Annotated in this window: 25 protein-coding genes; 17 read left to right on the forward strand and 8 right to left on the reverse strand. The window is 71.1% G+C overall.

Annotation, left to right across the window (positions count from 1 at the left end):
* Positions 1 to 24 precede the first annotated feature (24 nt).
* Positions 25 to 444, forward strand: coding sequence for a nuclear transport factor 2 family protein (locus tag ACFPCV_RS20750; RefSeq protein WP_378057916.1), 420 nt, complete (start codon positions 25 to 27; stop codon positions 442 to 444).
* An 11-nt stretch (positions 445 to 455) separates the two neighbouring features.
* On the opposite strand, the gene ACFPCV_RS20755 is transcribed toward ACFPCV_RS20750, so the two are convergent.
* On the reverse strand, positions 456 to 866 hold the full coding sequence (locus tag ACFPCV_RS20755) for a nuclear transport factor 2 family protein (protein ID WP_378057917.1): 411 nt from the start codon (positions 864 to 866) through the stop codon (positions 456 to 458).
* 345 nt (positions 867 to 1,211) lie between these two features.
* Between ACFPCV_RS20755 and ACFPCV_RS20760 the strand changes: the two genes are divergently transcribed.
* Entirely contained in the window at positions 1,212 to 4,214 is a 3,003-nt protein-coding gene (locus tag ACFPCV_RS20760) for an AfsR/SARP family transcriptional regulator (RefSeq protein WP_378057918.1), read from the forward strand.
* Between the two features lie 32 nt (positions 4,215 to 4,246).
* On the opposite strand, the gene ACFPCV_RS20765 is transcribed toward ACFPCV_RS20760, so the two are convergent.
* Positions 4,247 to 4,429, reverse strand: coding sequence for a hypothetical protein (locus ACFPCV_RS20765; protein ID WP_378057919.1), 183 nt, complete (start codon positions 4,427 to 4,429; stop codon positions 4,247 to 4,249).
* 318 nt (positions 4,430 to 4,747) lie between these two features.
* Between ACFPCV_RS20765 and ACFPCV_RS20770 the strand changes: the two genes are divergently transcribed.
* Both ACFPCV_RS20770 and ACFPCV_RS20775 read left to right on the forward strand, forming a co-directional pair.
* The gene (locus ACFPCV_RS20770; protein WP_378057920.1) at positions 4,748 to 6,007 is read left to right on the forward strand and encodes a helix-turn-helix domain-containing protein; all 1,260 of its coding nucleotides are present in this window, start codon (positions 4,748 to 4,750) and stop codon (positions 6,005 to 6,007) included.
* 1 nt (position 6,008) lies between these two features.
* A complete protein-coding gene (locus ACFPCV_RS20775) occupies positions 6,009 to 6,461 on the forward strand; it encodes a hypothetical protein (RefSeq protein WP_378057921.1) in 453 nt (150 codons plus the stop codon).
* A gap of 15 nt (positions 6,462 to 6,476) precedes the next feature.
* Here ACFPCV_RS20775 and ACFPCV_RS20780 read toward each other — a convergent pair whose 3' ends face one another.
* Together ACFPCV_RS20780 and ACFPCV_RS20785 are read right to left on the reverse strand one after the other, a co-directional pair.
* Positions 6,477 to 6,701: an SGNH/GDSL hydrolase family protein gene (locus ACFPCV_RS20780; RefSeq protein ID WP_378057922.1), complete on the reverse strand. Its 225-nt coding sequence runs from the start codon at positions 6,699 to 6,701 to the stop codon at positions 6,477 to 6,479.
* 473 nt (positions 6,702 to 7,174) lie between these two features.
* Entirely contained in the window at positions 7,175 to 8,167 is a 993-nt protein-coding gene (locus tag ACFPCV_RS20785) for an SDR family oxidoreductase (RefSeq protein WP_378057923.1), read from the reverse strand.
* A 194-nt stretch (positions 8,168 to 8,361) separates the two neighbouring features.
* Between ACFPCV_RS20785 and ACFPCV_RS20790 the strand changes: the two genes are divergently transcribed.
* On the forward strand, positions 8,362 to 9,222 hold the full coding sequence (locus tag ACFPCV_RS20790; RefSeq protein ID WP_378057924.1) for a helix-turn-helix transcriptional regulator: 861 nt from the start codon (positions 8,362 to 8,364) through the stop codon (positions 9,220 to 9,222).
* A 53-nt stretch (positions 9,223 to 9,275) separates the two neighbouring features.
* Here the strand turns inward: ACFPCV_RS20790 and ACFPCV_RS20795 are convergent, their stop codons facing one another.
* Positions 9,276 to 9,452: a nitroreductase/quinone reductase family protein gene (locus ACFPCV_RS20795; RefSeq protein ID WP_378057925.1), complete on the reverse strand. Its 177-nt coding sequence runs from the start codon at positions 9,450 to 9,452 to the stop codon at positions 9,276 to 9,278.
* A gap of 270 nt (positions 9,453 to 9,722) precedes the next feature.
* Here ACFPCV_RS20795 and ACFPCV_RS20800 point away from each other — a divergent pair, with 270 nt between their 5' ends.
* The 6 genes from ACFPCV_RS20800 (at position 9,723) to ACFPCV_RS20825 (ending at position 15,581) form a co-directional block, all read left to right on the forward strand.
* Positions 9,723 to 10,097 (forward strand): citrate/2-methylcitrate synthase, encoded by a 375-nt coding sequence (locus tag ACFPCV_RS20800; RefSeq protein ID WP_378057926.1) that lies wholly within the window; start codon positions 9,723 to 9,725, stop codon positions 10,095 to 10,097.
* A 174-nt stretch (positions 10,098 to 10,271) separates the two neighbouring features.
* Entirely contained in the window at positions 10,272 to 10,556 is a 285-nt protein-coding gene (locus ACFPCV_RS20805; protein WP_378057927.1) for a hypothetical protein, read from the forward strand.
* On the forward strand, positions 10,553 to 11,458 hold the full coding sequence (locus tag ACFPCV_RS20810; protein ID WP_378057928.1) for an AraC family transcriptional regulator: 906 nt from the start codon (positions 10,553 to 10,555) through the stop codon (positions 11,456 to 11,458). The genes ACFPCV_RS20805 and ACFPCV_RS20810 overlap by 4 nt, the downstream gene beginning before the upstream one ends.
* A gap of 462 nt (positions 11,459 to 11,920) precedes the next feature.
* On the forward strand, positions 11,921 to 12,460 hold the full coding sequence (locus tag ACFPCV_RS20815) for a (2Fe-2S)-binding protein (RefSeq protein WP_378057929.1): 540 nt from the start codon (positions 11,921 to 11,923) through the stop codon (positions 12,458 to 12,460).
* A complete protein-coding gene (locus ACFPCV_RS20820; RefSeq protein ID WP_378057930.1) occupies positions 12,457 to 13,452 on the forward strand; it encodes an FAD binding domain-containing protein in 996 nt (331 codons plus the stop codon). The genes ACFPCV_RS20815 and ACFPCV_RS20820 overlap by 4 nt, the downstream gene beginning before the upstream one ends.
* Positions 13,449 to 15,581 carry a xanthine dehydrogenase family protein molybdopterin-binding subunit gene (locus tag ACFPCV_RS20825; RefSeq protein WP_378057932.1) on the forward strand — a complete coding sequence of 711 codons (2,133 nt, stop codon included), beginning with the start codon at positions 13,449 to 13,451 and terminating at the stop codon, positions 15,579 to 15,581. Before ACFPCV_RS20820 ends, ACFPCV_RS20825 begins: the two co-directional genes overlap by 4 nt.
* 282 nt (positions 15,582 to 15,863) lie before the next feature.
* On the opposite strand, the gene ACFPCV_RS20830 is transcribed toward ACFPCV_RS20825, so the two are convergent.
* Both ACFPCV_RS20830 and ACFPCV_RS20835 read right to left on the reverse strand, forming a co-directional pair.
* A complete protein-coding gene (locus tag ACFPCV_RS20830) occupies positions 15,864 to 16,208 on the reverse strand; it encodes a nuclear transport factor 2 family protein (RefSeq protein WP_378057933.1) in 345 nt (114 codons plus the stop codon).
* A gap of 23 nt (positions 16,209 to 16,231) precedes the next feature.
* Positions 16,232 to 17,017, reverse strand: a complete 786-nt coding sequence (locus tag ACFPCV_RS20835; RefSeq protein WP_378057934.1) for an SDR family oxidoreductase — start codon at positions 17,015 to 17,017, stop codon at positions 16,232 to 16,234.
* 55 nt (positions 17,018 to 17,072) lie between these two features.
* On the opposite strand from ACFPCV_RS20835, the gene ACFPCV_RS20840 reads away from it, so the two are divergent.
* The 6 genes from ACFPCV_RS20840 (at position 17,073) to ACFPCV_RS20865 (ending at position 21,047) form a co-directional block, all read left to right on the forward strand.
* Positions 17,073 to 17,885, forward strand: a complete 813-nt coding sequence (locus tag ACFPCV_RS20840) for a MerR family transcriptional regulator (RefSeq protein WP_378057935.1) — start codon at positions 17,073 to 17,075, stop codon at positions 17,883 to 17,885.
* A 287-nt stretch (positions 17,886 to 18,172) separates the two neighbouring features.
* Positions 18,173 to 18,349: a hypothetical protein gene (locus ACFPCV_RS20845; RefSeq protein ID WP_378057936.1), complete on the forward strand. Its 177-nt coding sequence runs from the start codon at positions 18,173 to 18,175 to the stop codon at positions 18,347 to 18,349.
* Positions 18,350 to 18,567: 218 nt separating this feature from the next.
* On the forward strand, positions 18,568 to 18,972 hold the full coding sequence (locus ACFPCV_RS20850; protein WP_378057937.1) for an ArsR/SmtB family transcription factor: 405 nt from the start codon (positions 18,568 to 18,570) through the stop codon (positions 18,970 to 18,972).
* A 1-nt stretch (position 18,973) separates the two neighbouring features.
* Positions 18,974 to 19,618: an SRPBCC domain-containing protein gene (locus ACFPCV_RS20855; RefSeq protein WP_378057938.1), complete on the forward strand. Its 645-nt coding sequence runs from the start codon at positions 18,974 to 18,976 to the stop codon at positions 19,616 to 19,618.
* Between the two features lie 151 nt (positions 19,619 to 19,769).
* Positions 19,770 to 20,261 carry an SRPBCC family protein gene (locus ACFPCV_RS20860; protein ID WP_378057939.1) on the forward strand — a complete coding sequence of 164 codons (492 nt, stop codon included), beginning with the start codon at positions 19,770 to 19,772 and terminating at the stop codon, positions 20,259 to 20,261.
* A 324-nt stretch (positions 20,262 to 20,585) separates the two neighbouring features.
* On the forward strand, positions 20,586 to 21,047 hold the full coding sequence (locus ACFPCV_RS20865) for a hypothetical protein (RefSeq protein WP_378057940.1): 462 nt from the start codon (positions 20,586 to 20,588) through the stop codon (positions 21,045 to 21,047).
* Between the two features lie 238 nt (positions 21,048 to 21,285).
* On the opposite strand, the gene ACFPCV_RS20870 is transcribed toward ACFPCV_RS20865, so the two are convergent.
* Complete coding sequence (locus ACFPCV_RS20870; protein ID WP_378057941.1) at positions 21,286 to 22,839, reverse strand: carbohydrate-binding protein; 1,554 nt, start codon at positions 22,837 to 22,839, stop codon at positions 21,286 to 21,288.
* Positions 22,840 to 23,203: the final 364 nt, after the last annotated feature.

Consider the following 23,203-nt stretch of genomic DNA (forward strand, 5'->3'; position numbering starts at 1 on the left):
CGACCGACACCACGAGGAGACACCATGACCACGACCAACGCCAACGCCAACGCCAACGCCAACGCCACCGCCACCGCCACCGCCGACACCGCCGCCGACACCGCCGCCGTGCTCCGCTACTACGACCTGGTCGACGCGGGTGACGTGCCCGGCCTGGTCGACCTGTTCACCCCCGAGGCCACCTACCGCCGTCCCGGCTACGAGCCGATCGTCGGGCACGCCGAGCTCGAGCGGTTCTACCGCGAGCAGCGGGTCATCCGGGAGGGCAAGCACACCGTCTGCACCGTGGTCGCGCAGGGCGACCAGATCGCGGTGCACGGCGAGTTCGCGGGCGAGCTCGTCGACGGCCGCACCGTGCACCTGCGCTTCGCCGACTTCTTCGTGATGGCGCCGGGCGGCCGGTTCGCGCGCCGCGACACGTTCTTCTTCGCCCCGCTGGTGTGACCAGGCGGCGGTCACGCCCCGGCCGGGTCGCACCGGTAACGGAACCGGCGCTGCCCCAGCAGCAGCGCGTCGCCGGACAGCGTGAACACGTCGGCGAACTCGACGGCGGCGGGGGCGGGGGCGGCGGTGGTGGCGGGCACGACGTACCGGCCGATCGCCACCACGCAGTCCCCGCCGGCGACGACCCGGTGCACCTGGTGGTGCCCCGGTGGGCCCGCCGCCCCCCGCGCCCGGGCGACGGCGGCGGCCCGGCCGTGCGCTGGCAGGTCCCAGAATCCCGACACCTGCATGTCCTCGTGCAGCAGCGAGCCGTACGCGTCGAACTCGCCCGCGTCCAGGTACTCGTAGGAGAGCCGGACGTGGTCGACACCGGCGGCCGTGGTCGCCGTGCTCGGCGAGATGTCCCGGTTGCCGTTGATCATTTTCTGGCTCCACTCGAATGTCGGAACGTGGTTCGCCCATGCTGACTCTGTGTGGCATCCCCGTCCCGGCCAGAGCGCTATCCCGTCCCTAAACAGAGCATTCCGCTCGCGCCGCACGTGGGTCCCGCAGCGCCCGCCGAAAAGGGCGGAGCCGACCCGACCACGCCACCGTGGGCTGTTCGGTGCAGTGCCGAAGACCGTCCGCAGTACCGGAAACCGGTCCGCTCACCACGCCCATCACGCAAATGTGAGGACGTTTGCACAGCCCGTGTCGCCGCAACTACATTGACCGGGGCGGCGACATTCCGCCCGACAAAGGCGGGTTGTGCGACACGGTGAGAGACAGTGGTATCTGACGACGCGGCGGACACGACCTTCCGGATTCTCGGTCCGATCGAGGTCGAGGGGCCCGCCGGTCCGGTGCACATCCCCCCGGGACGGCAACAGGTCATCCTCGCGCTCCTGCTTGTCGAGGCCAACCAGATCGTCAGCACCGAGCACATCGTCGATGCCCTGTGGGACGACCAGCCCCCGGACACCGCACGCACCCAGGTACAGATCTGTGTGTCCCGCCTCCGCAAGAACATGGCCGCGGGGGGCCTCGACGTCGCCATCGACACCCGCCCGCCCGGCTACCGGCTCCAGGTGCCCGGGGCGCATCTGGACGCACACACCTTCACCGCCCGGGTGAGCGAGGCCCGCGTGCTCGCGGACGAGGGGCGGGCCGCGGAGGCCGCCGCGCTGCTGCGGGCCGCGGTCGGGTCGTGGCGTGGGCCCTGCCTGCACGGCATGCCCAACCGCGCCCTGCGTACCAGGGCGCTGCGCCTGGACGAGGAACGCCTAAGCGCCACCGAGGACTACCTGGGGCTGGAGCTCGACCTCGGCAAGCACTTCCAGCTCGTCGGCGAGATGACCCGGCTCGTGCACGAGCACCCGCTGCGGGAACGGCTCCGCGGGCTGCTGATGATCGCGCTGCACCGCTCGGGCAGGCAGGCGGAGGCGCTGGAGGTCTACCGGTCCGGCCGCGGGCTGCTGATCGAGGAGCTGGGCCTCGAACCCGGGCCCGAGCTGCGGCTGCTGGAGTCGACCATCCTGTCGGGCGCGGACGAGCTGCGCCTCGCACCGGCCGCCGACGCGGCCGCCGGTGCCGCGCCGCCCGTCGCGGAGGAACCCGCGCCCGTCGCGCAGGTCGAGCGCCCCCGCCAGCTGCCCGCCGACACCGCCGACTTCGTCGGGCACGACGACCTGATCCACACGGCCGAGTCCGTGCTGACCGGCGCCGACCGCGCCATCGGCGTGGTGGTGATCGTCGGCAGGCCCGGAGTCGGCAAGAGCACCGTGGTCACCCACATCGGCCATCGGATGGCACGCGACCACTTCCCCGACGGGCAGCTGTACTGCGACCTGCGCGGCACCGGCACCGACCCGAGCGCGACCGCCGACGTCCTCGGCCGGTTCCTCCTCGCGCTCGGCATTCCCGGCCCGATGATCCCCGGGGGCCTCGACGGCCGGGTCGAGATGTACCGGACACTGCTGGCCGAGCGCCGCGTGCTGGTCGTCCTCGACGACGCGGTCAGCGAGCGGCAGGTGCTGCCACTGCTGCCCGGCAGCAGCAACTGCGCCGTGCTGATCACCAGCAGGACCCGTCTCACCGGGGTGCCCGGCGCCCGCCAGCTCGACCTCGACGTGCTCGGCGCCGACGACGCGCTGGCGCTGCTGCGCCGCGTGATCGGCCCCGGCCGGGTCGACCGCGAGCTGGAGTCGGCCGGGGCGCTGGTGCGCACGGTCGGCGGGCTGCCGCTCGCACTGCGGATCATCGCCGCCCGGCTGGCGGCCCGCCCGCACTGGTCGCTGGCCTCGATGGTGCACCGGCTCGCGAGCGAACGGCACCGGCTCGACGAGCTCGCCCACGGCGAGATGACGGTACGGGCCAGCCTCTCCCTCACCCACGACGGGCTCGACCCCGCGGCCCGGCGGCTGTTCGGGCTGCTCAGCCTCGCCGAGGGCACGACGCTGCCCGGGTGGCTCGCGGGCGCGGTGCTCGACCACGACCACCCGTTCCCCTCCGACCTGCTCGAACCGCTGGTGGACGTGCAGATGCTGGAGGTCGCGGCGGTCGAGTCGACCGGCGAGTTCCGCTACCGCTTCCAGGACATGGTGCGGTTGTTCGCGCGGGAACGGCTCGCGGCCGAGGTCGAGCCGGCCGACCACGCGGGCGCGGTGGCGCGCGTGGTGGGCGGCTGGCTGGCGCTCGCCGAGCGCGCCCACCGGCGGGTGTACGGCGGGGACTACGCGGTCCTGCACGGGACCGGCGCCCGCTGGCTGCCGCCCGCCGGGTACGTCGACCAGGTGCTCGCCGAGCCGCTGGACTGGATGGCGGGGGAGCAGGCCAACCTGTGCGCGGCTGTTGCCCAGGCCGCGAAGTGGGGCCTGGACGAGCTGTGCTGGGACCTCGCGGTCACCGTCGCCACCCTCTGCGAGCTGCGTGGCTACCTCGTCGACTGGCAGCGCACGCACGACGACGCGCTCGTCGCGACGCGGCGGGCGGGCAACACCCGCGGCACGGCCGCGCTGCTCGCCTCGCTCGGCACCCTCGACATCTACCGCGGCGAGCACACCCGCTCCCGTGCGACTCTGACCGAGGCGCTCGGCCTGTTCGTGGCGCTTGACGACCCGCGCGGACTCGGGCTGTGCCGCCGCGACCTGGCGTTGCTCGCGCGTTACGCGGGCGAGGACGACCAGGCGCTGACGCTCTACCAGCAGGCGCTGGAGGACTTCGGGCGCGTCGACGACGCGGTCGGCCGGGCGTCGGTGTTCACCCAGCGCGCGCACATCCTCTCCCGGCACGGGCAGCGCGAGCTCGCCGGCACCCAGTTGGCCGAGGCGATGGAGATCTACCGCGCGATCGGCTACGAGGGCGGGATCGCGCACACCCTGCGCCGGATCGGTCAGCTACAGGCGCAGGCGGGGGAGTTCGAACAGGCGACGCGCACGCTGACCGAGGTGCTGGAGATGGTGCGGCACAGCAGGGACGTGATCGGCGAGGGGCATCTGCTGTGCAACCTCGGCGAGGTTAGCGCCGCCGCGCACCGCTACGACCTGGCGCGCATGTACTACGAGCAGGCGCTCACCGCGCGGGAGAACATCATGGACCACGCGGGTGCCGCGACGGTCCGGGTGGCGCTCGCCGACGTCCTGACCCGGCTGGAGCAGCCGAAGCTGGGCGCAGGCCTGCTGACGCAGGCGCTGTCCACGTTCACCGAGCTCGGCATGGACCGCGAACGGGCGGCCGCCGAACGTGCACTCGGGACGATCACCGCGGCTCCGGCGGAGCCGGCCACCCGGTGATCGTCCCGACGCCGGCCTGAGGGGCCGGGAGGTCAGTCCCACGGGTCGCTGTCCCACGGGTCGCTGTCGGCCGGCACGGCGGCCGTGCTGCTCACCGCCACGCTCCGCGGGCTCTCGATCTCAGGGGTGGCGGCGGCCGCGGTGGCGAGGAAGGTGAGCGCCGCCGCGGCGGTGGCAGTGGCGGCGGCGGTGCGGACGACCAGCGTGCGAATCATTGTCGGCTCCTGCTTTTCGTTCTCCGGGGCGTTGACTCAAACGCTATGAGTCGTCGAAATCTCGGTGCTATTCCACGGTTTATCTCCCGGCTATCACCGGCGGATCTGTCCCTATCTCGGCCGTTGACCTGGGGTTATACGTTCTAGGTCGGGTAGTTGTCGCATCCAGGGAAAGCGTTTCGGCGGCCGATGAGGTGATTCGTTCGGTCGCTTAGTACGGGGATGCCGACGAGATAGTTGAATGGTGCGAGACTTCATTTCAGGACGCCACGGACCGCGTTCGCGGAACAGGTGCGAAAAGAACAAAGGGAGTCGATGATGATCGAGCACGCCCTCGCGGACGGCGTCGCGGAGCAGTTCGGATCGCTGTTACGCAGACTCCGCACCGACACCGGCCTGACTCAGCGGATGCTGGCCGACCTGTCCACGATCAGCGAACGGGCGATCCGCGACCTCGAACAGGGCAAGGCCCGCCCCCGGACCGACACCGTGCGGCTGATCGCCGAGGCCCTGCGGCTCGGCAGGTTCGCCAGAGCAAGCCTGGAACGGGCCGCCAACACGGGCCGCGGTTCGCGGCCGACGCTGGATGCCGTCCTGGCCGCCCCGCCCGCGGTCCTGAACACCATGATCGGCCGCGAGCAGGAGACGGCGGCCGTGACCGGCGAGCTCGTGCGCGGCACCAGCAGGCTCGTCGTGCTGCGCGGCCTGCCCGGGGTCGGCAAGACCCGCCTGGCCGTCGAGGTCGCGCGCGCACTGCACACCGGCTCGCGGATGCCGGTGCTGTGGCTCACCCGGCCCGGTGCCATCGCGGCGGACAGCCCGGCCCAGGACCGGTGGCTCGCGGACCTCCTGAACACCGCGGCCCGGGCCCTGTTCGACGCGGGACACGACCTGACCGCACTCACCGAGGCCATCGGCGACCGCGACACCCTGCTCGTCCTGGACGACGGTCTTCCCCGCACCGAGGCCGTACTGAGCTTGCTGGGGGAGTGCCCCGGGCTGCGGGTCCTGGTCACCACGACCGAGACCGCCGCCCTGCCGGGCGAGCGCGCGTTCCTGGTGGCCCCGCTCGCCGTGCCCGACGGCACACACGACGCCAGGGCGGTCGCGGCGGCCCCCGCCGTGCGGCTGTTCCTGACCCACCTCGACCGCGCCCGCCCCGGCTACCGCCTCACCGCCGCGCACGCGCCCGTGGTCGCCGACATCTGCGCCGCCGTCGACGGTCTCCCACCCGCACTGGCGACGGCCGCGTCCTGGCTCGCCGTGTACGACCTGCCTGCCCTGTCGGACCTGCTGCGCATCGACCCCGCCGCCCTGCTGGACCCGGGGCTCCTCGCGCGGCTGGCCGCCCATGTCGCCGCGTTGCCCGCCGCCGAGCGAGCCGCGCTGACCGCGCTCGCGGACCTGGGCCCCGACGCGAGCCTGCCCGGCCTGGCCGCGGCCACCGGCCACGACCCGGCCGCGGCCGGCCTGCTGCTGCGCAACCTCGTGCTCCACGGTGTCGTCCGCGCCCGCCAGACGGCCGCGGGGTCCCGCTTCCGGGTGCTCGCGCTGACCCGCCCGCGCCCGAGGTCCTGACGTGCGGGCGGAACACCGCGTCGGGATGGGCCTCTGGCACCCGAACGTCCCGCACGGCGGGCCGCCGGTGCTCGCACTGTTCGTCCCGCACGACGCTCCCACGCTGAGCGTCACGTCCCCGGGCAGCCACGCACACGTGCCCCGCGCGGCGGGCTGGGCCCTGACCGCGCTGGGCAGGGAGTACCACGGCGGCAGGCTGATCCTGATCTCCGCGCCCCACGAGTCCCCGCAGGCACGCCTGGGCGAGTGCCTGGTCACCGTCATGGCCGTCGACGACGCGGTCGCGGGCGGCCACCGCGCGGCGGGCGGGCTCGGCGCCGGTCTGGTCGAGCGCACCCTGCGGACTCCCGGCGAACTGGCAGCCCTGGCCGCCACCACGGGCGTCGACCTGCGCCCGTCGAGTGCCGCTACTCGTACCAGTGCTGCTTCCCGTCGATGTCGGCGACGACGATGACCGGGTCGGCGCCGGTCAGCACCGCCGGGCCGGGTGCCGCGCGGTGCAGTGCGCGGGGCGGGACCGGTCCAGTGGCGTGCTGTCGCGGACGTCGTTGGCGCCGACCAGGATCGTCACCGCCGCGGGCCGGCACGCCACGATGTCGGTGTCGAGTCGGGCGCGCTGGTCGGCGCTGGTGTCGCAGTCGATCCCGCAGTTGATCCCGGTGTCGACGAACTCGTAACCCACGGGCCGGTTCATCGTGCCCATCCACGAACCGCGTGTGATCTCGGCGGAGTCGTCGTCGTGACGCCGCCGGTCGCCCGAGTGGCGACCACGGCCGGCATCGGTCGAAGACGTGATCAGGACGCCTCGACGGCGGTACCGGTGTTGATGGCGCGGGCGGCGGGCCGGGAGCCGTGGTCCACAGTGGAGGATGCTGCGTGTGACCTGAGGGGCGGACCGGCGGTTCGCGCGCACGCGTACCGGGACGATGCCACGGCCGACCAGGACGACGAGCGCGACGGTGACGACAGTGCCCCGCTCGGCGACCTGACCAGTCTGGTCGCATGCCCCCCCCGGTAACGAGTCTCTACCGAACCGGGGCGGTTCAGTCCGGCATGTGCTCAAGGTGCTGTGGGCCGCCGTGGGTCGGAGCGAGCGACGAGGTGGGCGAGGAGAGTCACAGCTTGCCGCGTCCGCGTGGGCAAGGCCACCCATGTTGCCGCCGGTGCTCATCTGTGACTGCCGGGAGCTGTCGGTCCCGGGTCGATGCGGGCGTGCTCGTCGGCTGGGAAGGTGGTGTGGGTGAGGTTCTCGGAGATCTGCCAGAGCCGGGTGGCGTCGTCCTCGCTGCGGAGCCGGGAGTAGACGGCCTGTTCGGCGGGCGGACCGGACAGGTGCCGGAGACCACTGGGACCGTACAGGCGGCCGCCGCGGGCGTCGGGCGAGGTGGCCGCCAGCAGGGCCGGGAGCAGCGCGGTCTCGACGGTGCCTGCGAGGATGCCGCGGCGGGAGAGGACGCGGATGAGGCGCACGGCGGCGGTGTCCCGTGTCCGGCCGACCTCGGGGCGGGCGGCCAGGAGGTTGGTGGGGGCGATGCCGGGGTGGGAGAGGTTGCTGGTGATGCCCCAGCCGCCTGCCTTGCTGCGCCGGTCGAGTTCGAGCCCGAACAGGCCGAACGCGATCTTGGACTGGCTGTACGCGCGGCGGCCGTGGTAGGACCGCTCCCAGTTCAGGTCGTCCCAGTTGACGGCGTTCTCGTTCGCGGCGACGCTGATCTGCGAGGTCACCCGCGCCCGTCCGGCCCGCAGCAGGGGCAGCAGGTGGGCGACGAGAGCGAAGTGCCCCAGGTGGTTGCTGCCGAACTGCAGTTCGAACCCGTCGACGGTGGTCTGCCGGTCCGGTGGGGTCATCACGCCCGCGTTGTTGACGAGGATGTGGATCGGGCGGTTCTCGGCGCGCAGCGTGGCGCCCAGCGCGGCGACCGAGTCCAGTGACGACAGGTCGAGGTCCCGCAGGGACAGTGCCGCTGCCGGGTGCCGCTGTTTGATCGTCGCGATCGCCGCCTCCCCCTTGCGGCGGTTGCGGACGGGCATGACGACCTCGGCACCGGCGGCGGTCAGGCGGGCCGCCAGACCCAGCCCGACACCGTCGCTGGCGCCGGTGACGACGGCGAGTTTCCCGGACAGGTCGGGGACGGTGACATCCGGTCGCGTGCGTGCCATGTGCTGCTCCTGGTTTCGCTGGACAGTGGAGGTGACCTCAGGTTGCGCCTCATCCGGAGGGATATCCACGGCTTCTCGATCCCAGGCCGATCGGACCCAGTCGGCGGTCAGTCGAAAGGGGGATCAACAGTCCGAGGCAGCCATCGGGCACCAAGGGCAGACTCGACAGCACTGACAGCAGGAAGGAAGCAGCCGTGATCGACCGAGCCGGGCTCGCCGAGTTCCTGCGCCGCCGCCGGGAGTCGCTCCAACCCGAAGACGTCGGCCTCCCGCGCGGGCTACGGCGCAGAACCGCCGGTCTGCGCCGCGAAGAAGTCGCCACGCTCTGCCACATCTCCGCCGACTACTACAGCCGGCTCGAGCGCGAGCGTGGACCGCACCCGTCCGAGCAGATGATCGCCTCGATCGCGCAGGGTCTGCACCTGTCGCTGGACGAACGCGACCACCTGTTCCGCCTCGCCGGGCACAACCCGCCCGCCAGGGGCCCGGCCAGCGAACACGTCAGCCCCGGCATGCTCCGCATCTTCGACCGGCTCACCGACACCCCAGCCGAAATCGTCACCGAACTCGGCGAGACGCTCCGGCAGACCCCGCTCGGCGTCGCGCTCACCGGCGACACCACCCGGTACACCGGCCCAGCCCGCAGCATCGGGTACCGATGGTTCACCGACCCCGCCACCCGGGCCCGGTACCACCCCGACGACCACGTGCTGCACTCCCGCGTCTTCGCCGCCGGGCTACGCGCGATGGTCACCCTCCGCGGGCCCGGCTCACGGGCCGCTCACCTCATGGAACTCCTGCTCGCCGACAGCGAGGAGTTCCGCGCCGTCTGGAACGAACACGAGATCGGCATCCACTACAACGCCACCAAGCGCTACGTACACCCCGAGGTCGGCGCCCTGGAACTGACCTGCCAGACACTCCTCGACCCCGACCAGTCACACATCCTGCTCGTCTACACCGCCGTCCCCGGCAGCGAAAGCCACGAAAGACTACAGCTTCTATCCGTTATCGGGCCCCAGCACATCATCCCGCGGACGCCCCCGAACGCGTGACAACCGGATGTGACTCCTCTGCGGCGAACCGGCGTTCGCGGCAGTCGTCAGGTTCAGTCCTGCGGAGTGAACAGGATGATCGGCAGCTCGCGGTCGGCCGGGGACGCGATCCTGGCGCGAGCGGTGAACCGACGGCCGCCGACCTGGACCCCGACGATCGGGTTCGCCTGGAGGTTCTTGAGCCGCGGCGCGTCCTCGTCGACGCCACCTTCGGAGGCGACGACGACCAAGTCCTCGCCCGCGGTGCCGTAGACCAGGCATGTGCGGCGCGGGAACGCCGGTCCGGCGTCCGGTCGTGGTGAGCACGAGCGTGTAGATGCCGTTCGACCCGTGTCCCTCGGTGCCGCCCGAGGCCAGATGGGTATGAGTCCGCCCGGTGGTAGTCCTCGAGTGGCGGGAATTCCGTGGACGGGGGATGGCTCAGCGCGTGGTCAGGAAGTCGACGACGAGGTCGCCGACCGCCACCGCTACGTCCCGGGTTCGGCCACCGGTTCCACCCCGTGGACCCGCGACGCGATCCGCTGCTCGCACTCGTCGACCAGGCGGTAGCCGACGGTGTCGTCGCGGGGCGGCACCGTCGCGCGGCCCGTGCGCTGGAGGAACACCTGCGAACCGCGCGCAGCAGGCCCGTGCCGATGAACATCGACAAGGCCACCGCCGTGATCTACGCCGAGCTGGGCTTCCCGCCGCCGCTCGCCCGCGGCCTGTTCGTGCTCAGCAGGAGCGTCGGGATCCTGGCGCACGCATGGGAGGAGACCACGCAGGGGACGCGGAACAAAGGTCCTGTGCCACGGTCGGTCCTTCCGACCTACCGAGGAGACAGCACTGATGCGACTGGCGATCCTGCACGGGCCCAACCTCAACCGCCTCGGTGAGCGCAACACGGCCAAGTACGGCGTCACCCAACCCCGGACCGGGTCGTGTCACAGGCGTAGATCCTCGACCACGTGTGGCAGTACGACGTCGGTGGGGACGGCGCAAGGTCGACGCGGGCGCACCTGTGCTGATCCACACCGTGCGCGGGTTCGGGTACACCATCCGGGGGCCTGATGCCGCGCGGCATCCGCGGCAGGCTGCTGGCCGGTGTGCTCGGCCTCTCCTTGCTCGCGTTGCTGGTCGCCGAGCTGGCCGTGCTCCTCGCGCTCCGCGGCTACCTCGGCGACCGCGTCGACGGGCAGCTGCGCGGGATCTGTGCCCAGGTCGGCCAGGCGCTCACCGCGCGGGACGAGCTGCGGGTGCGGGAGGGGATGCTGGTCGCGCTCGCACCGCAGGACGCCGTGGTCGTGCGCTGGTGCACCGGTTCGTGGGTTTCGGGCCGTGTGGTGCTTCAATGACGGGCATGCCGCTCGACGAGTTGCGTGCCCTGCTGGCCCGGCATGCCCGGCCTGATCTGAGCACGCCCCTCGACGACGTCCGCATCTTCCGCGCCGATCGGCCCGACCCGCCGACGCCGGCCACCTACGGCAAAGTGCTGGCCCTCGTCGCGCAGGGCGCCAAGCGGTTCGCACTGGGCGACCGGCTGTACGAGTACCGCGCCGGGGAGTACGTCGTCGTATCCGTCGACCTGCCGGTGACCGCGCAGTTCGTCCGGGCCAGCCCGGAAGAGCCCGCGCTCGGCTTCGGCCTGACCTTGCGGCCGGAGGCCGTCGCCGAGGTGCTGTTGCGGGCGGACCCCGGAGAACTGCCGGAACTCGGCTCCGGTGCGTCAGCCGGGCTGGCCGTCAGCGCCGCCTCCGCGGAACTGCTCGACGCCGTCGTCCGGCTGCTGCGCCTGCTCGACCAGCCCCGCGACATCCCCGTGCTCGCGCCCCTGATCGAACGGGAGATCATCTGGCGGCTGCTCACCGGCGAGCAAGGCCCCATGCTGCGCCAGTTCGGCCTGCCCGACAGCGGTCTCAGCCATATCGCCCGTGCGGTCCAGTGGATTCGCGAGAACCACGCGCTGCCCTTCCGCGTCGAGGAGCTGGCACGGCGGACGGGCATGAGCGTGTCCGCGTTCCACCGCAACTTCCAGGCCGTCACCTCGATGAGCCCCATCCAGTACCGGAAGCAGATCCGCCTGCACCGCGCCAGGTTGCTGCTCGCCGCGAATCCCGGTGACATCGCGGGGATCAGCCGTCACGTCGGCTACGAGAGTCCCGCCCAGTTCAGCCGCGACTACCGCGGCCTGTTCGGTGACCCGCCGCGCCGGGACGCGGTCCGCCTCCACGCGGACGCCGGCTCTCGCGACAGTTGACCAGAACTCGCGATCTCTTGCCTGATCCTGCCCTCTTACCGGTCGACCGGCCCCGCTGCGAACGTCTCGCTATAGCGTGCGCGCAGAGGGCTTCTGAACGACGGGCAACGCCGGACGCGTGAGGTATGGGTGAGCGGTGTCGAGCTGTTCGGGCGCCACGACGAGCTGGCACGGATCGCCGGGGTTCCTCGACGGTGTGCGACCGGATGATGTGCGACCGGACGGTGGCGTCCGGCTGAGGCGAGGTGCTCGCGCAGCGGGGCGACGGGCACGTGGACGTGACCGTGAGCGGCCTGCCCTGGGCGGCGTTCGACCAGGGCAGGCAGGAGCGGCTCATGGACGCCGTCGTCGTGACCGGCCGCACCGTGTGGGCAACGTGCCGACCGCCTTCGTCCACTTCTGCCGGAGGTTCCGCGTACCGGCGAGACCGCACGCATTGGTGTCCACATGGGAAGGATCGCGATGACCGATCACACGCGCGGCGAGATATCGTTGCGAGTCAACGAGGTGACGCACCGGCTGTCGGTGGACAACCGCCGGACGCTCCTCGACCTGCTACGGGAGGACCTTGGCCTCACCGGGCCGAAGAAGGGGTGCGACCACGGGCAGTGCGGGGCCTGCACGGTGCTGCGCGACGGCAGGCGGGTGGTCTCCTGCCTGACCCTCGCGGTCTCCGTCGACGCCGCCGAGGTCACGACCGTCGAAGGGCTGGCAGCCGACGGTGAGCTGCGGCCGATCCAGGAGGCGTTCGTGCGCCTGGACGGTTTCCAGTGCGGCTTCTGCACCCCCGGACAGATCTGCTCCGCGGTCGGGATGCTCGCCGAACACGCCGCGGGCTGGCCCAGCGCCGCCACCACCGACGACTCCCCGGACCGGTCGCCGGAACTGGACGAGGCCGAGGTGCGTGAGCGGATGAGCGGGAACCTGTGCCGCTGCGGGGCGCACCCGTCGATCGTGCGCGCGGTACTCGAGACCGCGGTTCGCCAAGGAGGGACGGCATGAGGGAGTTCGCCTACGAGCGCGCGGCCGGTGTCCGCGAGGCGCTCACCGCGGTCGCCGACCACCCCGGCGCCCGCTACCTCGGCGGGGGCACGAACCTCGTCGACCTGATGAAGTGCGGGGTCGAGGAGCCGTCCCGGCTGGTGGACGTGCGGCGGCTGCCGCTCGACGGTGTCCGGGAGGCGCCGGAGGGCGGGCTGGTCATCGGTGCGACCACGACGAACAGCGACGCGGCCGCGCACCCCGAGGTGCGCCGCCGGTTCCCGGCACTCACCCAGGCCCTACTGGCGGGCGCGTCCGGCCAGTTGCGGAACATGGCCACCGTGGGCGGCAACCTGCTCCAGCGGACCCGTTGTGGCTACTTCGCCGACCTCTCCCGGCCGTGCAACAAACGGATCCCCGGCAGTGGGTGCGCCGCGATCGCGGGAGTGCACCACAACCACGCGGTACTCGGCCACACCGACCACTGCGTGGCCACCCACCCCTCGGACATGGCGGTGGCGCTCGCCGCGTTCGACGCGGTAGTGCGCTACGAGACACTCGACGGCGCGGGCGAGATCCCGTTGTCCCGGTTCTACCCACCGGTCGGTGACCGTCCGGACCAGGAGTCCGCGCTGCCGCCCGGCGCGCTGATCACCGCCGTCGCCCTGCCGGGCACCGCGGCCGGGGCGCGGTCGCGCTACCGCAAGGTCCGCGAGCGCGCGTCGTACGCCTTCGCGACCGTCTCCGTCGCCGCCGTGCTCGACGTCCACGACGGCATGGTGCGCGACGTGCGCATCGCTCTTGGCGGCGTGGCATCGCACCCCTGGCGAGCCGGCTCCGCCGAGGCCCTGCTCCGTGATGCGCCACCAACCGCCGACCGGTTCCGGACCGCCGCCGAGGAGGCGTTGAGCGCGGCGAAGCCGTTGCGCGACAACGGATACAAGGTGACGTTGGCGCAGAACCTCATCGAGGCCCTGCTCGGTGAACTCGCGGAAACGGAGAAGGGCCGATGAGCACAGAACCAGCACCCGGCGCCGTCGGTGCCCCGCGCCCCCGCATCGAGGGCAGGCTCAAGGTGACCGGCGCCGCCCACTACGCCGCCGATGTGCCGGTACCGGACCTGACCCACGGCTGGATGGTGACCGCCACCGTCTCCCGGGGCCGGATCCGTGACATCGACGCCTCGGCCGCACTCGGGATGCCGGGTGTACTGGGCGTCCTCGACCACCGCAACGCGCCCCGGCTCAACCCCGAGGCGGGCAACTACTTCGGCCCGGACGGCAGCCTGCAACTGCTGCAGGACGACGTGATCCCGTACGCGGGCCGGCCGGTCGCGCTGGTGGTGGCGGAAACACCCGAGCAGGCAAGGGCGGCGGCGGGAGCGCTGCGGGTGACCTACGACATCGAGGCGCACGACCTGGATATCAGCCCGGAGCGCCCGGCCGCGCGCCCGGCCTCGACCGCCTTCGGCCCGGAGGCGGACACCGGTGACCTGACCGCGGAACTGGCGGCGTCGGTGGTCGTGGTCGAGGAGCGGTACCGCACGCCCGAGGAAAGCCACTGCGCCCTGGAACCACACGCTGCGACCGTGTGGTGGGACGAGGACCACCTGTACGCCGTGGACGCCAACCAGGGTGCGTTCAGTGTGTCCGAGGTCCTTGCCGCGTTGTGGTCCATCGACCGCGAGCGGGTCCACGTCCGCGCCGAGCACGTCGGCGGTGGTTTCGGCGGCAAGGGCCCCTGCGGCCCGCACGTGATCCTCGCGTCGATGGCCGCCAGGCGGTTCGGCCGTCCCGTGCGGATCGCCATGACCAGGGCACAGGTCTTCGAGACGACCTCGTCACGGCCCCCGACCGACCAGTCGCTGACCATCGGCGCGGCCGCGGACGGCCGCCTGCGCGCGATCCACCACCGGGCGGCCTACGCCCTCTCGCCGCTCGCCGAGTACATCGAGGGGTGCACCGAGCAGGCCAAGATCCTGTACGCGGTGCCCGCGATCCGCACACAGCTCACCGCCGTACCGCTCGACATCCTGCCGCCCGCCTCGATGCGCGGGCCGGGCGCGACACCCGGCTCGTTCGCGCTGGAGTCGGCGATGGACGAGGTGGCCGAGCGGCTGGACATGGACCCACTGGAGCTGCGGCTGCGGAACCAGCCCGTGGCCGCACCCGTGTCGGGCCGGCCTTTCAGCACCCGCCGCCTGGTGTCCTGTCTGCGGGAGGGCGCGCGCCGGTTCGGCTGGGCGGCACGCGACCGGCGCCCACGCTCCCGTCGCGAAGGCAGGCTGCTGATCGGCACCGGTATGGCCGTGACCTCGTTCAGCGCCGGGGTGTTCCCGTCGACGGCCGCGATCACCGCGCAGACCGACGGGACGTTCACGGTCTCGGTCGGTGCGAGCGACATCGGCACGGGCGCACGGACCGCGCTGACCGCGGTGGCCGCCGACTCGCTCGGAGTCGGCACGGAGCGGATCCTGCTCCGGATCGGCGACAGCGACCTCGGCATGGCGTGGGGCGCCGGCGGCTCCCGCGGTACGACTTCGTGGTCCTTCGCCATCACCGAAGCCGCCAGGAAACTGCGGGAGAGTCCGGGCGACCCGGCCCGGCCGGTGACCGCGACGGTGGACACCACCACGATGATCGACTTCCAGCCGGACCGGGAACGGCAGACCTACAGCGCCGTCTTCGCGGAGGTCGCCGTCGACCCGGCGACCGGCGAAGTGCGGGTGCGACGTCTGCTCGGCATGTTCGCCGTGGGCCGGGTGATCAACCCACTGCTGGCACGCAGCCAGGTGGTCGGCGGGATGATCATGGGGCTTTCCATGGCCCTGCATGAGGAAAGCCTGCGAGACCCCTTGACCGGCAGACAAGCCAACGGCGACTTCGCCGGCTATCACATCGCCGCGCACGCCGACGTGCCCGACGTCGAGGCCGACTTCGTCCCGGACTACGAGCCCCAGGACCCGTCGGGGTTCAACGGGCTCGGCGAGATCGGCACGGCCGGCACCGCGGCCGCGATAGCCAACGCCGTCTGGCACGCCACCGGCACTCGGCAGCGAACCCTCCCGATCCGCCTCGACCGCGTGGTGGAACCGGCCGCCGTCGTCATGGGCCCGGCCCACGCGGCGGTCCGGGAACCATGAGCCGTCACCTCCGTTGCTGACCTCGTGGTGCTGGGGATGGCTTGGGCCAGACGGCCGGGCGGGGAGTGTGTGCGGTGACCGGTTCCAGAACCGGAGAGGTGATGTGCGAACCTCCGGGCGGCCGGACGATCCGTGCCGCAGGTGTCGATCCGACGTGGACCACGGGATGACGTTGACCTGGGTGGGTCGCCGAGGGTCGGTGGCCGGTCGTGGGACATGAGCATCAGCCGCGGCCCCGGGTACCCCGCAGGTGAGGGACCAGCTCACACCGCGGCGCGGTCGTCATGGCTCGATGACCAGCTCCGCGATCCGGTCGTCGCGCAGGGTGAACCGGAAGCGCAGGTCGACGGTGCTGCCGGGGAAGTCGCCCTCGAGGTGGTGCACGGCCACGTAGTGGTCGGCGTCGATGCGTTCCGCCGCGACCAGTTCGGTCGTGTACGTGTACTCGGCGGCGGCGCCGGTCAGCCAGTCGCGGATCTCCTGCTTGCCGCGGTAGGTGTGGCCGTCGTCCACGGTGACGGCGTCCTCGGTGTAGCAGGCGAGGGCCGGGTCGAGGTCGCGGGCGTGGTGGGCGGCCAGGTAGGTGGTGATCACCGCTGGCAGTCCGGTCGTGTTCGGGGTGCTCATGTCGCTGGTCCTGTCGTCGTGGTTCAGCCGACGGTCGGCACGGTGCCGCCGTCGATGGTGTGCTCGGCCCCGGTGATGGCGGCGGCCCGGTCCGAGACGAGGAAGGCGACCAGTTCGGCGACTTCTTCGGGTTCGGCGGGTCGGCCGAGCGGGATACCGCCGAGGGAGTCCATGACCTGCCGCAGCGCCTGCTCGCGGGACATCCCGCCGGCAGTCGCGATGCGGTCGAGCAGGCCCTCGGCACCCGCGGTTCTGATGAAGCCGGGGGACACGGTGTTGACGCGGATGCCGTGCGAGCCGAGTTCGTTGGCCAAGCCTTTGCCGTAGGCGGTGAGCGCGGCCTTGGCGGCCGCGTAGCCGAGTGTGGCGTCGTGCAGGGGCAGGCGCCGTTGGATGGAGGACACGTGCACGACCGCGCCGCCACCGGACGCGCGCATACCGGGGATGAGGGCCCGGTCGAGCCGGACGGCGGCGAGGAGGTTGAGCCGGAGTTCGGCGTCCCAGTGCTCGTCGGTCAGGACCGCGAAACCACCGGCGGGGGAGTGCGAGCCACCCAGGGTGTGCACCAGGATGTCCACCGCGCCCACCTGGTCCCGGACATGGTCGGCGACCGCCGTGGTGCCGTCGACGGTCGACAGGTCGGCGGAGACGAACAAGTGTGGCTCGGGAAGGTCGGCAGGCTTCGTGCGGGCGACGGTCAGCACCGTCGCTCCCGCCTCGCGCAACCGGGCGGCGATGGCGGCGCCGGTGCCCTTGCTGGCCCCGGTGACCAGGGCACGGCGGCCGTCGAGCCGTTCACTGATGGTCATGGCACCACACTGAGGCCTCCCCCGGGGAGAGGGTCAAACGATCTAGAGTGCAGACGTGTTCCGTGGTCTGACGATCGGCGAGTTCGCGGCTGTGACGCACCTGAGCGTGCGGACCCTGCGCCGTTACCACTCCTCCGGGCTCCTCGAGCCGGCGTCGGTCGACCCCGCCAGTGGCTACCGCTACTACAGCGGCGACCAGATCCCGACCGCGCAGGTCATCCACCAGCTACGTCGGCTGGACGTGCCCCTGTCCTCGGTGGCCAGGATCCTGGCCACCGAGGACACCGAGGTGCGCGCCGGCCTGGTGGCCGAACACCTGCGGCGGCTGGAGGCCGAGCTGGACCGCACCCAGGCGGCCGTCGCGTCACTCCGGACGCTGCTGAGTCCCGACACCACGTGGCCCCGAACAGAGCTGCGTTCGGTGCCGGCACGGACGGTCGCCGCGATCGAGGACGTCGTCGACCACGACGACGTCCTGTCCTGGTACGCCGGCGCCATGGCCGAACTCGACGCCGCGGTCAGCGGCCAGCCGTCGCTCGGCCCGCCCGGTGGGCTGTACGCGAACGAGTTGTTCACCGGCGGCCGGGGCACCGTGCTGGTCCACCGGCCGGTCACCGACCCACCTGCCCTCGGCCGGGTCAAGCCCGTCGACCTCCCGCCCGTCGAGCTGGCGGTTACCGTCCACTCCGGATCCCACGACGACATCGACGTCACCTACGGCCGGCTGGGCAGCTGGGTCGTCGAGCACGCGCTCGCCGTGGACGGCCCGGTCCACGAGACCTACCTCGTCGCACCCCGCGACACCGCGGATCCGGCCGCCTGGCGAACCGAGATCGGCTGGCCGGTCTTCCGCCTGACCCCGGAATGACGGTGCCCGTCGTCAGCGGCGCGGTGGCGGTTCGACCAAGGCGCCCGGCGGCTTGGCGGCGGTTGTCCAGGAGTCGAGCAGGTCGAGCGCTTCCTGGGACCGGGAACCCCGTCGGGGTGGTGGAACACCTTGCTAGTGGTGAGGTGTGGACGGTGGCTCCGCAGTATACGGGTCGGCAGGTGTGGAAACGGCAAGGTCGTGACCACGATGCGGCACGCGGCAGGCAACGGCGTGAGCCCGTACACCGGTGGAACCCTTGGTCGGTCAACGACGCTCCTCGAGTCGGGTTGACTGGTCCGGTCCAGACCGGTCTGGCGGGTGAGGACGATCTTGACGACCGCGAGGAAGCCGGGGCGGGCAGCGCGGCCATGTCCATCCTCACGCGGACGGGTGGCTTTGGCGACCTGCGCGACCAGCGATATCAGCACCGCGCGGCAGAAGGCCCCGTCGACGAATCCCGCTGACTGTCCTGTGCGCTTGCGGCGCCGGATCTCGAGGCTGGCCACGATCGACATCAGCTCGACGACGATGGCGTTGGCCCACTCGACCGGCGATGACTGGGCCGCAGGCGACGGCCAGGTCGTGAAGGTGCGTGAACGACGCTGCCGCCGCGACACGCCCATCATCGGCTCAGGATGCCAGTGCTGACTTATATAAGCGGGGACTGGTACGATTCTTGTTCGTGCACGCGTTCGACATCCTCGGCGACCCGGTGCGCCGGCGCATTCTGGAGCTGCTCGCCGACGGTGAGCAGACCTCTGGCGCGATCACGGATGTGATCCGGGCCGAGTTCGAGCTCTCCCAGCCGGCTGTCTCACAGCATCTGCGCGTGCTGCGTGACAGCGGGTTCGCGTCGGTGCGGGCTGAGGGCGCTCGCCGGTTCTACGCCGTCGAGCCCGCGCCGCTGAGCGAGGTTGACGCGTGGTTGGACCGGTTTCGCGGGTTGTGGGAACAGCGCCTCGACGCTCTGGGAACCGAGCTGGCCCGGGGCAGGCGCGCAGCTCGGACTCCGGGTGGTGGGGAGCCCACCCGACCGGAGTCCGGCACCGGCGCGGACAAGACCGATCCATCAGCGAAGGGAACATGACATGAAAGACGTATTGGACGAACTGGCCGCCGCGCACCGGGCAATGGGCAAGGGCAGCGTGCCCGCCGGCGACGCGTACACCATCGAGGTGCGTCGTCGATACGAAGCGCGGATCGACGACGTCTGGGACGCCCTTACCAGCCCCGAGCGGCTGCATCGCTGGTTGAAACCGGTCACCGGGGACCTGCGGCTTGGCGGGAGGTTCGAGTTGGACGGTGGTGAGCACGGCGAGATCCTCCGGTGCGAGCCGCCGCGTCTGCTGAAGGTGTCCTGGCTCTACGGGCCGGACGCCGACGCTTGGCCCGGCACGAGCGAGGTGGAAGTGCGCTTGGCCTCGGGCCCGGCCGGCGACACCGAATTCGAGCTGATCCACGCGGCGGTCGTCGAGGAGCCCCTCTTCCCGACCTACGGCCCCGGTGCCGGCGGCGTTGGCTGGGACCTGGCCCTCCTCGCCCTGGCCCGGCTGTTGGCCGATGGCGAGACCGCCGACCACGAGGGGGTCCAGACGTCGCCCGAAGGACGCGAGTTCATCCGGCGCAGCGCCGCGGCCTGGGGCAAGGCTCACCTGGCTGCCGGTGGCGAACCGGAGCACGTCGCGGCCGCGGTCGAGGCCACCACGAAGTTCTACGCACCCGACCCGGCCTGACCTCCCCACTGCGGTGGGCTGACCAGCATTCCTGAGGGCTGCACCGCCGATGAGAGTTGTCAGTCGCGAGACGGATGCCAGACCTCTCCGTCGAGGAGCAGGACGAGCAGCACAACAGCATGTTGTCCCACACCTGGAAGGAATGCGCGCCATGAAGCACACCAACTCGATCGAGATCGCCCTGCCGCGCGAGAGGGTGGCCCAGCTGCTCGCCGACCCGGCACACCTACCGAAGTGGCTGCGGGGCATGGTGCTGCACGAGCCGCTGAGTGGGATACACGGGCAGCTCGGTACCAAATCGCGGGTCGTGATGCAGTCGGGGCAGCGGAAGATCGAGTGCACCGAAACGATCACACGCCGGGATCCGGCAGACCTGCACGGGATCCCCAAAGGGAGCGTCGTTCACTTCGACCGCGAGATCGTCGGCGCGGGCATGTGGAGCGTCGTGCGCGATCGGCTGACCGAAGCCAATCCGGAGACGACGCTCTGGGAGAGCGACAGCGAATACCGGTTCAGCGGCCTGCTGATGCGACTGGTGGGGCTTCTGATGCCCAGCGCTTTCCGCAAGCAGTCGCAGCAGCACATGCAGGATTTCAAGGCGTTCGCCGAACAGGGGAAGGATGTCCGCGAAGGGAAGAACTGATCGGCCGCAATCAGCAACGAGAATCGCCGGCGCCGGTCGGCCGCTGCTGGGAGCGCCCGGTCACGGGATCTTGGGACGCAACGATCAGCAGCCCCGCGAGCAGGGAGCCCATCTGCTTCGACGTGCTACGTGCAGTGGTGGCGCGCCTGCCGCTGGAGTTGACGACGGTGCCGTGCGCGCTGCGACTACCGGTGTAGGCGCGGCGCGCACCGCTACCCCGAGACGAGTACGCGTCCATCACCTGTGGGTGGACGACCTCGGCGCCGCGGCCGTCCTAGTGTCACGACGTCCAGCCGGAAATGTGGTGTAGGGAGAGCTGACCTGGTGTCGAACAGCGTGCGCGGCCGTCGCCCCCTTGGCCTGTCGCTGGTCTGGATCTGGGCGTTGGCCGCGCTGGCGGTACCGCGGGCGGTCGCACACGACCTCGACCTGGTCGGCCCGACGGTCAACTCCGTGCTGGTGTTCGCGCCGGCCGTGGTCTGGCTCGCCGTCGTGCTCCCGAAGCGGGTGCCTCGCCCGTTCCTGACACTGCTCATGATCGGTGTCTGCCACGGGATCCTGCTCGCCGCCACGCACCAGGTGCTGTGGACACAGGCCCACGACGCCGCCCCACCGCGGCTGGGCGGCAACCTCGAAGGAACGTTCTCACCCGGCGTCGAGGCCGTCGTGATGCGGTTGTTCGCGGTGTTCAGCAGCCTGCTGACAGGTGCGGGGGTCGGCGCGGTGGCTGGCGCGGTCGGCTGGCTGCTCGCCAGGATGGTGCCGGCATTCCGCCCGCGGCTGTGACAGCGCGCCACCTACTGCAGCGAGCCGATCTGCTAGTCCATCGTTCTCCTTCCGCCCTGCATCGGCTGTTGCTCCAACCTTCGCTGGACCGCATGCAGACAGGCCAGGAGAACGGCAGCGGACGGTAAGGCTTTCGGCAAGGTTTCAGTGTCCGCGAGCGAGGGTCCGGGCGCTGCGCGCCCGGACCCTCGCTCGCGGACACGAACTGTTGGTGGAGCCATACAGTCCGCTCGCGCGGTTACCCGAAGGTCACCACCAGGCGGCCGTCCGAGGCGAAGGACCAGCGCAGGGTGCCCGCGTAGGACGAGCACCGGGAACCGTTGCTGCCGGACCAGAACTGGTTCGAGCTGTCCGTGTTACCGATGATGCGGTCGTTGGATCCGCTGTCGCAGGAGGTGTTGCCGCGGAAGACCGAGGTGCCTGCGTCGAAGTTGAAGTTGCGTTCGGTGTTGCCGATGCCGACGTTGTCCGAGACGGTCATCGTTCCCGGGTTGCGGTTGTAGGTGAACCCGTGCTTTCCGTTGTCGTAGGCGATGTTGCGCCGGACGACGTGGTTGACCGCGATGTCCTCGCCCCCGAGCTTGTAGCCGTTGCGGTCGCCGTTGCCTGCCTGGGAGCCGTCGGTGAGGGTGCCGTTGCCGTAGGCCAGGGAGTCCTCGATGGTCACCGCGCCGATCGGGCCGGTGTCGGACTTGGTGAACAGGTCGTAACCGTCGTCGATGTTGTTGTGCGCAACGGTGTAGCGGAACACGTTCCCCGGACCCACCGTGAGTTTCGGGGCGAAGCCGTCGGCGTCCTCGCCGTCGGAGTCCGCGTTGTCGTGCGACACCGAACTCACGACGAGGTTGTTCGCGGGCCACTGGCTCGCGGGTGCCCCGGCGACCAGCCGCGAGAGCTGCAGACCGGAGTCTCGGTTGAAGCGGGTCACCACGCGCTCGACGATGTTGTTGTTGCCGGCGAGGAGGATCCCGTTGTCACCGGCCCGTTCCACGACAATGCCGTGGATGTGCCAGTACGACCCGCCCACGGCCAGTCCCCGGTTCGCCGGGTCCTCGCTCTGGGCGGAGAAGTTCAGCACCGGGGTCTCGCCCTGGTAGGCGAACAGCTTCTTGCGCGCACCGGCGGTGCCGTTGTTGTCCTGCCCGATGGTGACCGTCTCCGAGTAGCGGTAGGTCCCGCCACGCATGAAGATCGTGCCACCGGTGCTGACGCGGGTGAGCGCCGAGGCGAGCGTCGTCGGGTTCGACACCGTGCCCGCCGCGTTGTCGGAGCCGTTCGGCGCCACGTACAGCGTGTCGGCAGGTGGTGGCGGCGGCGGTGGTGTGCCGTCCGAGGTGACGTCGATGTAGTCGATGTTCGGCAGCCCGCCGCTGCCGGTGGGGTTGAGCCGGATCGTGTTGCTGCCCGAGTTCAGGTTGACGCTCAACGTCCTGGTGGCCCAGATGTTCCACCCACCCGTGGGTTCGAACGACAGCGACCCCACTGTCGTACCGTCGACTATCAGGTCGGCGGGACGGTTGCTGGTCGTGCCGTTGGCGAACCGCACCGCGACCGCCGCCGTGCCCGCCGCGACGTTCACCGTGGACTGGGCATAGGCGTCCGTCGCGTTGGTGCCGTTGCAGAAACCGGAACCGGAGAACCCGGAATGGTTGCTGTCGATCGTGCCGGAGCAGACCGACGGGGACGTCTCGGCCTCGTACCTGGTGGTCTCCGCGGCAGCCGAGCCGGGAGCTAGTAGGCCCGTCGTGCCGGCCACCAGGGCCACGACGGCGACAAAGGATGTGGGTCTCATCAGCTACCTCCAGAAAGGGCCTGTCGGAGAGGGGGCGGGCAGGAGTTCATGGCCCGGCAGGATTTCCGCGGGTTACGTCAAGACGGAAGGGATCAGTCAGTCCCGAAAGTATTTATGGAGCCCGCAGGTCGAATGAGTGCCGCAGGAACAGGTGGCAGCCAAGAGAAGGCGCCGTCAACTCGAGCTCCGAATCGGGGCATCGTTGCCTCCGTGGGTTCGAATACGAGACTGCACTCAGGAAAGCGCTTGCCTAGCAGGCTAGGGGAATCCGACGGGTCGTGTCAATGCATGGTGCGGATTGACGTCAGGCGCAAACCCTGAGGCAACCTTTTGTCTGGGAAAGCAACGAGGTTTCCGGGGAAAT

Origin of the sequence: Actinophytocola glycyrrhizae (genome assembly GCF_042653545.1) — a bacterium.
GTDB lineage: Bacteria > Actinomycetota > Actinomycetes > Mycobacteriales > Pseudonocardiaceae > Actinophytocola > Actinophytocola glycyrrhizae.

Coding starts and splice junctions, on each gene's coding strand:
- ACFPCV_RS20810 (WP_378057928.1), top strand. CDS start 10,553: ATGACGGGCATGCCGCTCGACGAGTTGCGTGCCCTGCTGGCCCGGCAT.
- ACFPCV_RS20825 (WP_378057932.1), top strand. CDS start 13,449: ATGAGCACAGAACCAGCACCCGGCGCCGTCGGTGCCCCGCGCCCCCGC.
- ACFPCV_RS20765 (WP_378057919.1), bottom strand. CDS start 4,429: ATGATTCGCACGCTGGTCGTCCGCACCGCCGCCGCCACTGCCACCGCC.
- ACFPCV_RS20820 (WP_378057930.1), top strand. CDS start 12,457: ATGAGGGAGTTCGCCTACGAGCGCGCGGCCGGTGTCCGCGAGGCGCTC.
- ACFPCV_RS20815 (WP_378057929.1), top strand. CDS start 11,921: ATGACCGATCACACGCGCGGCGAGATATCGTTGCGAGTCAACGAGGTG.
- ACFPCV_RS20870 (WP_378057941.1), bottom strand. CDS start 22,839: ATGAGACCCACATCCTTTGTCGCCGTCGTGGCCCTGGTGGCCGGCACG.
- ACFPCV_RS20780 (WP_378057922.1), bottom strand. CDS start 6,701: ATGAACCGGCCCGTGGGTTACGAGTTCGTCGACACCGGGATCAACTGC.
- ACFPCV_RS20855 (WP_378057938.1), top strand. CDS start 18,974: ATGAAAGACGTATTGGACGAACTGGCCGCCGCGCACCGGGCAATGGGC.
- ACFPCV_RS20835 (WP_378057934.1), bottom strand. CDS start 17,017: ATGACCATCAGTGAACGGCTCGACGGCCGCCGTGCCCTGGTCACCGGG.
- ACFPCV_RS20770 (WP_378057920.1), top strand. CDS start 4,748: ATGATCGAGCACGCCCTCGCGGACGGCGTCGCGGAGCAGTTCGGATCG.
- ACFPCV_RS20750 (WP_378057916.1), top strand. CDS start 25: ATGACCACGACCAACGCCAACGCCAACGCCAACGCCAACGCCACCGCC.
- ACFPCV_RS20755 (WP_378057917.1), bottom strand. CDS start 866: ATGATCAACGGCAACCGGGACATCTCGCCGAGCACGGCGACCACGGCC.
- ACFPCV_RS20805 (WP_378057927.1), top strand. CDS start 10,272: ATGCCGCGCGGCATCCGCGGCAGGCTGCTGGCCGGTGTGCTCGGCCTC.
- ACFPCV_RS20860 (WP_378057939.1), top strand. CDS start 19,770: ATGAAGCACACCAACTCGATCGAGATCGCCCTGCCGCGCGAGAGGGTG.
- ACFPCV_RS20785 (WP_378057923.1), bottom strand. CDS start 8,167: ATGGCACGCACGCGACCGGATGTCACCGTCCCCGACCTGTCCGGGAAA.
- ACFPCV_RS20830 (WP_378057933.1), bottom strand. CDS start 16,208: ATGAGCACCCCGAACACGACCGGACTGCCAGCGGTGATCACCACCTAC.